This is a genomic window from Cryobacterium sp. (assembly GCF_025463825.1).
In the GTDB taxonomy this organism is placed as follows: domain Bacteria; phylum Actinomycetota; class Actinomycetes; order Actinomycetales; family Microbacteriaceae; genus Cryobacterium.
In genome coordinates, this window is sequence record NZ_JAODBG010000048.1 from 1 (window position 1) to 12596 (window position 12596).

8 protein-coding genes and 1 pseudogene are annotated in these 12596 nt (G+C 67.9%); 2 read left to right on the forward strand and 7 right to left on the reverse strand.

The window, feature by feature from the left end; all coding sequences use genetic code 11:
* Positions 1–155, forward strand: a pseudogene (locus JWP54_RS05750) (phosphatase); the annotation flags it as partial.
* Positions 156–713: 558 nt separating this feature from the next.
* Here the strand turns inward: JWP54_RS05750 and JWP54_RS05755 are convergent.
* From JWP54_RS05755 to JWP54_RS05775, 5 genes are all read right to left on the reverse strand, one after another.
* Positions 714–2741 carry a beta-galactosidase gene (locus tag JWP54_RS05755; protein WP_297368580.1) on the reverse strand — a complete coding sequence of 676 codons (2028 nt, stop codon included), beginning with the start codon at positions 2739–2741 and terminating at the stop codon, positions 714–716.
* Between the two features lie 2 nt (positions 2742–2743).
* Positions 2744–3682 carry a carbohydrate ABC transporter permease gene (locus JWP54_RS05760; protein ID WP_297368583.1) on the reverse strand — a complete coding sequence of 313 codons (939 nt, stop codon included), beginning with the start codon at positions 3680–3682 and terminating at the stop codon, positions 2744–2746.
* A complete protein-coding gene (locus JWP54_RS05765; RefSeq protein ID WP_297368586.1) occupies positions 3679–4650 on the reverse strand; it encodes a carbohydrate ABC transporter permease in 972 nt (323 codons plus the stop codon). Before JWP54_RS05765 ends, JWP54_RS05760 begins: the two co-directional genes overlap by 4 nt.
* 99 nt (positions 4651–4749) lie before the next feature.
* Positions 4750–6102, reverse strand: a complete 1353-nt coding sequence (locus tag JWP54_RS05770; RefSeq protein WP_297368589.1) for an ABC transporter substrate-binding protein — start codon at positions 6100–6102, stop codon at positions 4750–4752.
* A 46-nt stretch (positions 6103–6148) separates the two neighbouring features.
* Complete coding sequence (locus tag JWP54_RS05775) at positions 6149–8254, reverse strand: beta-galactosidase (RefSeq protein WP_297368592.1); 2106 nt, start codon at positions 8252–8254, stop codon at positions 6149–6151.
* A 154-nt stretch (positions 8255–8408) separates the two neighbouring features.
* Between JWP54_RS05775 and JWP54_RS05780 the strand changes: the two genes are divergently transcribed.
* Positions 8409–9458, forward strand: a complete 1050-nt coding sequence (locus JWP54_RS05780) for a LacI family DNA-binding transcriptional regulator (RefSeq protein WP_297368596.1) — start codon at positions 8409–8411, stop codon at positions 9456–9458.
* 194 nt (positions 9459–9652) lie between these two features.
* Here the strand turns inward: JWP54_RS05780 and JWP54_RS05785 are convergent, their stop codons facing one another.
* Entirely contained in the window at positions 9653–10696 is a 1044-nt protein-coding gene (locus tag JWP54_RS05785; RefSeq protein WP_297368598.1) for a nitronate monooxygenase family protein, read from the reverse strand.
* 294 nt (positions 10697–10990) lie between these two features.
* On the reverse strand, positions 10991–12472 hold the full coding sequence (locus JWP54_RS05790; RefSeq protein WP_297368602.1) for a DEAD/DEAH box helicase: 1482 nt from the start codon (positions 12470–12472) through the stop codon (positions 10991–10993).
* Positions 12473–12596: the final 124 nt, after the last annotated feature.

A 12596-nucleotide genomic window follows, 5' to 3' on the forward strand; every position in this document is an offset into this window, starting at 1 on the left:
TGCTGGCGGTCAAATACGGCCTCGCCATCACCGGGTCGAGCGACTACCACGGCGAGGGCAAGCCCAATCGGCTCGGCGAGAACACCACCTCGCCGGAGGTCCTCGAGCGCCTCATCGCCCAGGGCCGGGGTTCGGCTCCCGTCCACGCGTCCTGACCCCGACCGGATCGGGTGCGGTGGCCCGCCGCACAGCTCGAGCGGGCGATCGCGCGGTGACGGTGCGACGGCGTGCGGCCAGCCGTTATGCTCGGAAAAATACTGGATGAGAGCCCGGACCCCGCTCGGTCATGTCGGATGAAGGGGATCCCATGTCCGCGCTCGGCACCACCTCGATCGAACCGGGCGGCCGGGTTCTGCACCGTTCCCTGTTCTGCACCCAAATCGCGCTGTTGGCGCTGGTCATCGCCATCGCCGGGGCATCGTTCGTCGGTGAGGGACGCTGGCCAGGCAGCATTGCCGACTTGGCGTTGATGCTGGCGCCGGCCGCGGCGGCGCTCGTCGCGGTTGTGCTCGTCATCGTCGGCTCCGCGAACGGCCGGACTCAGCGCCGCCGGCTGGTGGTGTCCTCCGAGACGCTCCGCGCGGCGGTGCGGCGAGATCATCGGGGACGCCCTCGACCTGGAGGACACCGGCATCGCCCAGGAGTTCGAGGTCATCCAGCGCAACACCGACCGGCTCCTCAAGCTGATTGCACATCCCGGCGGCCGGGACCACTCAGCCCGAAGTACCGCTCGTGGGGTAGATGATCGCGACTCCCTGCGGGGCCAGTCGCATCCCGGCTGCCGGGGCGCCCGTCAGCGCGTCGGTACCCTCGACCACCAGCTCCGCATCCTCCTCACCGTGATTGATCACGAACAGGGACCCGCCCCGGCGAACCGTTTCCACCTGCTCACCGGTCGCCGCCGGAGCAGGCAGGTCGATGCCCGCCTCCAGCGCGACCCGCTCGGCCAACCGGCGCAAGGCATCCGGCTCAGGAAGCGTGGCCACGTACCAGCCCGCACCGGCACCCGTGGCACGCCGGGTCACGACGGGCCAGCCGCCGAGTGCGCCCTCGGTGAAGGTCGCAAGGATCTCGGCGTCCTCCACCCTGAGGAACTCCGCCCACACAGTGCCGGTCGCGGCGCCGCCGAACGCCTCGCCGGCCAGCGCGAGCGGTGGCGGGGTTCCGATGCCCAGGTTCTGCAAGTCGGGGGCCGCGGGCGGCGCGAACTCCTCGATCCAGACGCCGAGCGCCGACCGGAGCGGTTCGCCCAGGTAGCCGCCCAAACGCACGTGCAGGTTCTCGTCGGTGATCGCGGTTCCGAAGCCCACGACGAGGGTGCCCGTCTCGGCGAAGGAAGCCAGGTTCGCCACTTGGGCATCGCTGGCAGCGAAGTGCGCCGGAGCGACAACCAGACGATAGCCGGAGAGGTCGGCATCCGATCTGACGAAATCCACGGCGAGTCCCAGCGAGGTCAGGGCGCGGTGCCAGGCGAACAGGGTGCGCACATAGGAGACGTCGGCCGGTGATGCGGGCTGCTCGATGGCCCACCAGCTGTCCCAGTCCAGGGTGATGGCCACGGTCGACGGCACGCGGGTCCCGGTGATCGCCGCGTCCCCGGTGCGGGCGGACAGCGCCGCCAGTTCCTGCCCGAGCTGTTCCACCTCCCGCCACAGTCGGGTGTCGGTTCCCGAGTGCGGCACCAGGCCGGAGTGGAACTTCTCCGAACCGGCCACGGACTGCCGCCACTGGAAGAACAGGATGCCGTCGGCGCCGCGGGCCACGGACTGGTAGGACCAGGCCCGCATCTGCCCCGGTGACTTGACGGCGTTCCGCCTGCGCCAGTTGACGGCGCTCGGCGCCTGCTCCATCAGCAGCCAGGGCGCCCCGCCGCCGAGGGAGCGCATCAGGTCGCGCACCATTGCGGCGTATGCGGGGGACTCGGGGTCGGCAGGATCGGGATAGGTGTCGTCGCTGACGATGTCGACCTCCCGGGCCCACGCCCAGTAGTCCACCGCCTTGAAGAACCCCATGAAGTTGGTGGTGATCGGAATGGGTGACCGGGCGCGGATGACCTCGACCTCTGCCCGGTAGCAGGCCAGGAGTTCGTCGTTGGAGAACCTGTCGAAGTCCAGCAGCTGGGTCGGATTGCGGAAGGTCGGCGCCGCCCGGGGCGGCGAGACCTCGTCGAAGGAGTCGTAGCGCTGCGACCAGAACGCCGTTCCCCAGACTCGATTGAGCTCGTCGATCTGGCCGTACTTCGCGCGCAGCCAGCCTCGGAACGCCTCGGCGGACACGTCGCAGTAGCAGTGACTGACGTGGCAGCCGTACTCATTGTTGACGTGCCACAACTCGATCGCGGGGTGGTCGGCGTACCGATCGACGACCCGCCGCACGAGCTCCCGCGCCCGGTCCCGGTAGACCGGCGAGCTCGGACAATACTGCTGCCTGCTGCCGACGGAGAGCCGGACGCCGTCTTCGGTCACGGGCAGGGTTTCCGGATGCTCCCGGGCCAGCCACGGGGGCGGCGACGCCGTCGCGGTGGCCAGGTCGACCCGCACCCCGTTGGCGTGCAGCAGGTCGAGCAGTTCGTCGAGCCAGCCGAAGTCGTACTCGCCCGGGCGCGGCTCGAGCCGTGCCCAAGAGAACACCCCGACCGTCGCGAGAGAGATGCCCGCCCGGTTCATCAGGCGCATGTCGTCGTCCCAGATTGCCCTCGGCCACTGCTCCGGGTTGTAGTCTCCGCCATACCAAATGGTCATGATCAGCCTTTCACTCCGCCACTGGCCAGACCGGACTGCCAGTACCGCTGTAGGAACAGGAACGCGATGACCAGCGGGAGGATCGAGACGAACGACCCGGTGATGACCGTGGAGAAGAGGGTCTGGGATCCGCCGCCGCCGGAGGCCGCTGCCTGGAGTTGGGCCAGACCCACAGTGATGGGGTAAAGCTCGGAACTGTTCAGCATGATCAGCGGCAGGAAGTAGTTGTTCCACGTCGCGACCAGGGAGAATAGGAACACCGTCACCAGGCCCGGCCCCAGCAGGCGGAGGCCCACCTGCCAGAAGATCCGGAATTCACCGGCGCCGTCCACCCTGCCGGCCTCGATGAGGCCGTCCGGGATCGCGTCGGCCGCGTATACCCGCATCAGGTAGACCCCGAACGGGCTGACCAGCGACGGGATGATGATTGCCCAGGGCGTGTCCGTCAGGCCGGCCTGCGAGAACAGCAGGTAGGTCGGCAGTGCCAGCGCCGTCAACGGGATCATCACGGCGCCGAGAGTGGCACTGAAGAGCACCTTCTTACCCGGGAAGTCGTACTTCGCGAATGCGTACCCGGCCATGGTGGCGAGGAGCGTCGCACCGAGGGCGGACGACACGGAGTAGACGAGGGTGTTGAGCATCCAGCGCAGGAAGATCCCGCCCCGCACGGTGAAGAGGGCCTGAAGGTTGTCCCACAGCGAGAAGTCGCCGCCGAACCACATGCCGAACGTCGAGAAGAGTGCGGTGTTGCTCTTCGTCGAAGAGACGAACAACCACCACAGCGGCAGCACGAAGTACAGGACGCACAGCCAGAGCAGCACGGTCAGGAGCAGGCTGCGCCGACCTTCGGGTGTGTACCGCCGTCGAGCCCGGCGCGGTGCGGCGGTACCGTCGCCCTCGCCCTCGCCCGTCACGATCGAACGCGTGTCCATGGAGGTCATGACTCGGCTCCCTTCTCTGTCAACGGGACCCGTTCTCGGCGTTCCCCGGCGAGTTGCACGAAGTACGACACAACGGCGATCACGAGCCCGAGCAGGAAGGCGATGGCTGCCGCGTAGTTCAGCTCCTGGTTGATGAATGCGAGGTTGTACGCGTAGTAGTTCGGCGTGAACGCGGGCGTGATCGCAGCGGGAGCGATGGAATTCAGCAGGCTGGGTTCGGCGAAGAGTTGGAAGGAGCCGATGACCGAGAAGATCACGGTCAGCATGATCGCCGGCCTGATCGCGGGAATCTTGATGCTCCAGGCCAACCGGAACTGGCCCGCGCCGTCGATCTCGGCCGCCTCGTAGAGCTCGGCCGGGATGGACCGCAGGGCCGCGTACATGATGATCATGTTGTAGCCGACGAACTCCCAGGTCACGATGTTCATCATCGAGCCGAGGACCGATTGGGCCGACAGGAAGTCCGGGGTGCCCAGGCCGACCGCCCGGGCCACCTGGCCGATCGGTCCGAAGTCAGGCCCGTACAGGTATCCCCACATCAGGGTCGCGACCACCGCCGGCACGGCGTATGGCATGAAGATCAACAGGCGGACGGCCTTCGACCCCCGGGCGCGGGCGCTGTCCAGAGCCAGGGCCAGGAAAAGCGCCAGGCCCAGCATGATGGGCACCTGGATGATGAAGAACAGGCCGACCCGGCCCAGGCTGCCCAGGAACGCGGAGTCGGTGAGTGCACGGACATAGTTGGCGAGGCCCGCGAAGACGTCGCCACCGATCAGTTTGCTCTGGAACAGGCTGAGGTAGCCGGCGTACACGAGCGGCACCACCAGCATCGTGAGGAACACCACGAAAAAGGGCAGGAGGAACAGGTAGGCCGCGAGGCGCTGCTTGCGTTTCGTGGGACTCGTTCGACGTTTCGGCAGCGGGGGACTGGCGGGGCGCTCGTGGGTGAGCGCCGGGGAGTGCGTCATTGCGACTCCTTCTGTGAGAAAGGGTGGATCGGCAGACCGATAGAGGCGGTGCGGGGGAGACCGGGCGCCCGCCGACCAGCGGCGGGCGCCCGGTCAGGCTCACTCGACGGTGAAGCCCTGGTCTTCTGCGTACTTGACCAGCTGGTCCTGCCAGGTGTCCAGCGCCGCAGCGATGTCGCCCTTGTCGGTGATCACGGTGCCGATCGTGTCCTCATACGTGGAGTACACGTAGTCCATGTACGGCACCCATTGGAAGTCCGTGTCGACGGTCTGCGAGATGTCCGCGAACAGCTGATTCACCTTCTGGCCGCCGTAGAACGCCGACTCCTGGTCGACGAACGCCGGGTCCTCCAAAACGGACACCTGCGGCGGGAAGAGGAACTGCTCGGTCGCGAGCCTCATGGCCGACTCCTCGTCGTGGTTGATGAACTTCGCGAGCTCGTACGCGGCGATCTTGTTCTCACTGGAGGCGAGAACCGCGTCGGACGAGCCGCCCCAGTTACCGGAGACCTCGTCTCCCGCAGTCCACTGCGGCAGCGGAGCCGCGCGCCAGGCGCCCGCCGTGCCCTCTGCCGTGCCCTGGAGGAAGATCGGACCCCACGCGGCGGTGAGCCAGCCGGCGTACTTGCCGCTGGCGAGGCCCTGGTACCACTGGTCAGCGAAGTCGACATCGGTGGAGATGAGGTCCTGCTGGATCAATTCGGTCCAGTAGGTCGCGACCTTCTTCGCCTCGTCGCTGTTCACGTTGACCGACACGGTTTCCTTGCCGTCGTACGCGAACGGCTTCACACCGGCCTGCCAGAAGAATCCAATCATCTGACCCGCCTGGGTGGCACCCAGGTTCGAGATGTACGAGCCGGTCGAGTCCTTGACGGTCTTGGCGGCGGCGGCGTACTCCTCCCAGGTCGCGGGTGGCTCGGTGATGCCGGCCTGGCTGAGGATGTCCTGCCGGTAGAGGTTACCCATCGGACCCACGTCCTGCGGGATCGCCCACACTGCGTCGTCGGGCGACACCTGGTTCCAGGCCCAGTCGACGTAGTCGCCGGAGAGGTCGTCGGCCCCGTACGGAGTCAGGTCGAGCAGTGAATCGTTGAGTACGAACGACGGGATGTACTGGTATTCGACCTGCGTCACATCCGGTGCGCCTTCGCCGGCCTCGATGGCGCTGCGCAGCTTCTGGTAGTGCGGAAGTCCCTGACCGACGTTTTCCACGGTGACATCGATGTCGGGGTACTTCTCTTCGAAGAGCTTCACCTCATTCTCGATGTCGGGGACCCAGGTCCAGAACGTGAGCTTGGTGGGGGTGGTCATCGCTGTGTCGATGTCTTCCTGGGTGACAGCCTCCTGGGAGGAGTCGTCGCCCGCACCCGGCGTGCACCCGGTCAGGAGCACCCCGATCGACACGGCGCCGGTCACCAGCGCCACTGCTGTTCTCCGTGCCTTTTTATTCATGATCACTCTTTCTGTGGTTGGGAAGGATCGCAGGATCCCATGGTGCTCATTGGCTGAGGAAGGTCCGCGTCGACCAGGCGGCCAGTGAGACATTTGTGCCCGTCGCCAGCGTTTCCCCGGTGACGGTGTCGGCGACGGCCGCCGCGAGCGTGATCGCCTGCGGCTCCCATCCCCAGTTGAAAACGAACCAGGCGCGCCGCCCATCGGAGAGTGAGCCGGAGGTCACTGTGACCGGGGCGGCGGTGTCACCGGCGAGTTCGTGCCCGGGACCGGCCGTGGCGGCCCAGCGGATGAGGCCGCGCGCGAGGCTCGGGCCGGGCACGCAGCCGACCATCGTGACACGGCCACCGCTGAGCGCGCGGGTCGTGACAGCGGGGAAGTCGCCGAAGCGCGGGTGGTCGTAGCGGGCGAGCACCTCGGCGTCATCGTCGATGAGGCCGTCGATCCACAGGCGGGCTGCGGCGTCCGTGCCCAGGTCGAGGTCGTCGGATGCGGCGAGTACCGCGATGTCCTCTTCCAGATTGGAGAACTCCTCGTAACGGGTGCCGGCCAGGTCCGCCAGGCGGGGAGGGGACACCTCCACCCGGGCGCGCGCTTCGGCATCGGCGTACCCGGTGCGCGGCCCGACGACGAGGTGCCCGCCGGCGGCGGCGTAGTCGCGCAGCAGCTGCAACTCCGCATCCGTCGTGACATAGATCCCGGCCGCGATGAGCACCGGGAACCGCTCGGCGAGGGCAGCCGCCCCCAGGTCGCTCGCCTGGTCGAGGTGCAGGAACCGACTCTGACGGCCGGCGTCCACGCAGCCACGGTGGAACGCGTCGACGATGGTTTCGTAGGACTGGGAGTCCGGACGGTCGCCGGCACGCAGGGGCGGCGTGAACTGGAGGGCGTAGCGGCTCGGATTCGACCACAGGATCGCGACATCGGCGTCCGGTTCGAAACCGTCAAGGGTCGTGCCGATCTGAGCGAGTTCCCCGCCGATTTCGGCGATCTCCTCATAGACGCGGCCCGGCACCAGGCTGTGCGGCAGCACGCCGCCCCAGTAGGTCTCGGCGCCGTATGGCAGTGTGTGCCAGTGCCAATACTCGATCATCGCCGCTCCCCGGGAAATGAACGTGTATGCCGCCTGCTTGAGCTGGCCCGGGAAGGGCGGGAAGTTGGTGTCGGAATGACCAATGGACTGGGCGTTGGTTTCGGTGACGAGGTAACGACCTTGCTTGGAGGAGTACATGCGGTCGGCCTGGCGGAACAGGGCGGGCACCCCGGACGTCGTCCAGTCGCTCAACGGTGAGCGCTCGAGCGTTGAGTCCAGCCGGTCCTGCATGCCGTAGTACGGGTTGCCGGCGGTGATGTCGAGAGCCCGGTTCAGCAACTCGTCGTCGAGGGCCGGACGGCCGTACTGCAGGCAGGTGGTCACGAATTGGTCGGGTCGGCTGTACTCGCGTACGAGATCGGCCTGCCAGGTGATGAACTCGGTGGTGAGCTCGCTTTGGAAGCGGCGCCAGGCGAGGTCGTATTGCGGGAAGGAGTTGCCGTCGGGCCGCCAGAGTTCCGACCAGTCGGCGAGGCGGTGCGACCAGTACGTCAGCCCCCACTCCCGGTTGAGCGTGTCCACTTCGACGTATTGCCGGCGCAGCCGACTGACGAACTCTTCGAAGACGTGGTCGTTGTGGAACAGCTCGAGCCCGGGCTCGTTGTCGACCTGGAATCCGATGACGGCGGGGTGATCGGCGTACCGGCCGATGACGGCACGGATGACGCGCTCGGCGTGCTCACGAAAGACCGGATGCGTGAAATCCATCTCCTGGCGCGCACCCCAGGGAATCGGCGCGCCCGTCCGGCGTTCGGCCGCGATCTCGGGGTGCGCGACCTGCAGCCACGGCGGCACCGCGTAGGTGGGGGTGCCGAAGATTACCTTGATGCCGTGCTGCTGGGCGCCGTCCAGAACCGGGGCGAGCCACTCCAGGTCGAACTCGCCGTCCCGGGGCTCCCAGGTCGACCACACCGATTCGCCGACCCGGATCACGGTGATACCGGCCGCCTGCATGAGGTCGAGGTCGGTGTCCAGCCGGTCGGTGCGGTGGTATTCCGGGTAGTAGGCGACGCCGAAAAGCAATCCGCTGGGCGAATGGGCGGGCAGCGCAGAGGTCATAGAGAGGCTCACTTCGTTGTGGGTCGTCAGGCAGTCAGGACCAAATGTTTTCGACCACATTCGGCTGGAACTAGAATGTTGTCGGTAACATCGTTCTGTCAAGGGCGAATTGGTATCAAATTCGCATCCGACGCCGAACAGCCGGAGGGGTCACATGAGCACTCGCGCGGATCCGTCCGGGTCAAGCGGTGTCGAAACCCGCGCAAAAGCGGCGACCATCTATGACGTCGCCCAGGCCGCCGGTGTTTCGCATCAGACCGTGAGCAGGTTCCTCAGGGGATTCGAGGGCATCCGGCCGGCGACCAGGGAACGGGTGGTCCAGGCTCTCGACGAGCTCGGCTACCGACCGAACCTCACCGCGCGCAGCCTCAAGTCCGGGCAGTCGCACCGTATCGGCGCGCTGGCACACGAGATCTCCCAAGTGGGCCCCGGCCGGATCGTGGAAGGCGCGAGCATCGCAGCGCGCGAGGCCGGCTACGTCCTCGACATCGTGTCCCTGGACACCCGCAATCCCCGCGCTATCGAAGAATCGCTCGCGCTGATCACCCAGCACGATCTGGCCGGCGTCCTGGCGCTCGCCGTCACCGACGAGATGACCAAGGCTTTCGAGGCCACGGCATTCGGCGTGCCCTCCTATGTCGCCTCCGAGTCCGAGGGCGTCGAGGACGACCCGCGCGGTCTGCTGTCCAAGGTCGGCATTCCCACGCTGGTCGCGCACCTGGCCGGGCTGGGGCATCGCCGGCTGGTGCATGTGGCCGGACCGTCGATGTGGTCGGCCTCCCGCAACCGGACCCGGGCCTACGAGGCAGCGGTTGAGTCCCTGAACCTGGAGTCGGTGGGCATCCTGCACGGCGACTGGTCGGCGGCTTCCGGGTACCGTGCCATCGCCGACCTGAGTGCACTGCCGGATGCGACCGCGTACCTGGTGGCGAACGACCAGATGGCGCTCGGAGTCATGCTCGCGCTGAAGGAACGCGGGCTCCGCATCCCCCAGGACGTCAGCGTCGTCGGCGTCGACGACATCCCCGAGGCCGCCTATCTCGATCCACCGCTGACCACTCTGAGCAACGACTTCGAAGGCCAGGGTCGCGCCGCGGTGGCGCAGCTTCTGGCCCGGATCGAGCGCACGGTCCTGACGCCGGTGGCGGTGCCGCCGCCGTCCCTCATCGTGCGCCGGTCGTCGGGACCGGCGCCGGTGCGCTAACCGGTACCTCCGAACCATCCGGCGGGGTGCCCGCTGAGAAGCAGCGCCAAAGCGCCCCTTCGGGAGCCAGGAAGAGGCGTTTTGCGGCAAGTCGGCGAAGTGGTGCGACTCGCGGAATGACACGAACGGCCCAGTGACGCGAGGTTCCGGCAGTCCGTGGCTGCACACTGCAGTACCCGAGGGGGGCGGCTGCGTCAGTCGAGCGCCGCGGCGAGGGCGCGCAGCAGGGCCGCGGCGTCCGTCTCGGAGGCGAGTGTCTCCGACTGGCCCGCCCACAACGAGAGCACGGCGTTGCCCCGGTCGGCGGCGGTCGGCCGGAATTGCCCGGTGAGCCAGTTCTGTACCGGAAACGGAGCGGGATCGGTGACCTCGGCGGTGATCCGGTTGGGTAGGCCACGTGCCAGCCGGCCGCTCAGCGCCCGGGTCAGCACTGTGTGTGCTGCGTCGGGGCCACGCAGCCTCAAGCGATGCGCCCTTGACGCGGCGGACTGGTCGGTCGCGAGGAACGCGGTGCCCACCTGGACCGCGTCGGCGCCCAACGCCACGGCCGCCCGGACGCCGCGGGCATCGGCGATGCCGCCGGCCGCCACGACCGGCAGGTCCACGGCATCAGCCACCTGCGGGAGCAGGGCGAACAGGCCGACCAGGGAATCCTCCGGTGGCCGGAGGAATGACACCCGGTGCCCGCCGGCCTCAGCGCCGCTGGCGACGATCGCATCCACTCCGGCGTCCTGCAGAGCTCTCGCCTCGGCAACCGTCGTGGCCGTACCCAGCACCACGATGCCGGCGGCGTGGGATGCGGCGATCAGCGCAGGGCTCGGAATGCCGTAGACCACGCTGAGCGCAACGGGCCGGGCCTCGAGCGCCGCGGCGATCTGCTCGTCGACGTCGGGCAGGTACCGGAGCGGTCGCGCCGGAAGCGGCAGGTCGAGTTCGGCGAAGTACGGACGCAGCGGTTCCAGGTAGCGCTCGAATTCCGCGGCCGTGGGCTCCGGTTCGACCTCGCCGGGTACCGGGAGCCACAGATTCAACGCGAACGGTTTGCTCGTTTGGGCCCGCAATGCCGATGCGGTCGCCCCGATGCGGTCGCCGTCGTAGCCATAGAGGCCGTAGGAACCGAGCCCGCCGCCATTCGAGACCGTCGCGGTGAGCTCAACCGAGGACAGGCCGCCGAACGGGCCGAGCACGACGGGATGCTCGATGCCCGTCAGTCGGGTGAATGCCGCGGGCTGGGTCATGATGCCAGTGCACCAGCAATTCGGATCCGCAGCAAGTGGCCGGGACCGAACCGGTGCCTGTAATCACGTCAGTTTCGTTCCCTGGGACACCCAGATCCTGTCGATCGCGTCGTGGTACTCCCGAAGGCAGGCACCCGCGGTCGCCTGTGTCGTGATGAGAATCGCGTCGGATGCCGCTTATCCAGAGCGTACTGGGTGCGCCGCGCTCGGCCGAGGGATGACGGGACACGAACGGCCCCGTGACGCGAGGTCACGGGGCCGTCGGTGGCACGTCGGTGGCACGTCGGTGCGACGCTACGCGGTGGGGGCCTGCGGGGAACGGCGGCGGGTGCGGCTGCGGCGGCGCGGGGCGCTGTTGCCGTCGTGGTGCTCGGTGCCGCCACCGTCGTGGGTGCCGGCCGCCGGGGTCGCGGCGGGGGCATCCGGGTTGGTGCTGGAGCCGACGCGGGTGCGCGGTCGGCTGGCCTGGTCGGCGGAGCGGGCGGAACCGGAGCGGCCGGCGTCGGAGCGTCCGCCGGAGCGGCTGTCGCTGCGGCCGCCGCGGTTGGCGTCCCGGCCGGACGCGGCGCCGGGCACGACCTCCTTGATCGGGGTCGCGCGCAGGCGACCCTTGGACCCGGCCGGGATGTTCAGGTCGGTGTAGAGGTGCGGCGACGAGGAGTAGGTCTCCTGCGGTTCCGGGGTGCCGAAGTCGAGGGCCTTGTTGATCAGGGTCCATTTGGGCATGTCGTCCCAGTCCACGAACGTGACTGCGATGCCGGTCTTGCCGGCGCGGCCGGTGCGGCCCACGCGGTGCAGGTACGCCTTCTCGTCTTCGGGGATGGTGTGGTTGATCACGTGGGTCACGTCGTCGACGTCGATGCCGCGGGCGGCGACGTCCGTAGCGATCAGGATGTCTTTCTTGCCGGCCTTGAACGACGCCATGGCGCGCTCACGCTGCTCCTGGTTGAGGTCGCCGTGCACGGCAGTGGCGTTGAAGCCACGATCGCCCAGCTCCTCGACGAGCTTCGCGGCGGCGCGTTTGGTGCGGGTGAAGATCACGGTCTTGCCGCGGCCCTCAGCCATCAGGATGCGGCCGATGACCTCGTCCTTGTCCATGTTGTGGGCCCGGTAGACGAGGTGCTCGATGTTGGCCTGCATGAGGCCCTCGTCGGGGTCGCTTGCGCGGATGTGGATCGGCCGGGTCATGAAGCGGCGGGCCAGGGCGACGATCGGGCCGGGCATGGTGGCCGAGAAGAGCATGGTGTGGCGGGTGGACGGCGTCTGCGAGAACAACTTCTCGATGTCGGCGAGGAAGCCGAGGTCGAGCATCTTGTCGGCCTCGTCGAGCACCATCTCGCGCACGTTGGCGAGGCTGAGCAGACGCTGGCTGGCGAGGTCGAGAAGGCGACCGGGCGTGCCGACGACGATCTGCGCGCCGGCCTTGAGCTGCTCGATCTGGCCTTCGTAGGCCTTGCCGCCGTAGATGGAGACGATGGTGGTGCCGCGGTTGCTGGCGGCGAGCTCGAGGTCTTCACTGACCTGCACGCACAGCTCGCGGGTGGGCACCACGACGAGCGCCTGCACGCCGGGCTCGGGGTTCAGGCCGAGCCGCTGGATCAGCGGCAGGCCGAAGCCGAGGGTTTTACCGGTTCCGGTCTTGGCCTGGCCGATGATGTCCTGGCCGCTGAGGGCGAGGGGGATGGTCTGGGTCTGGATGGGAAACGGCTCCAGGATGCCTTTGGAGGCGAGAGCCTCGACCATGTCCTGATCGATATTAAGTTCGGTGAAGGTCACGTTTTTGATTGCCTGTCTAGCTCGAAGCGGGATGCGCCCGTCTTTTGCCTCAGGCGCAAGTTCACCGGTCCAACGCCGGTGAATGACACCAGACTATAGTGCGGCCCTGTGCAAAGGCCGGTGG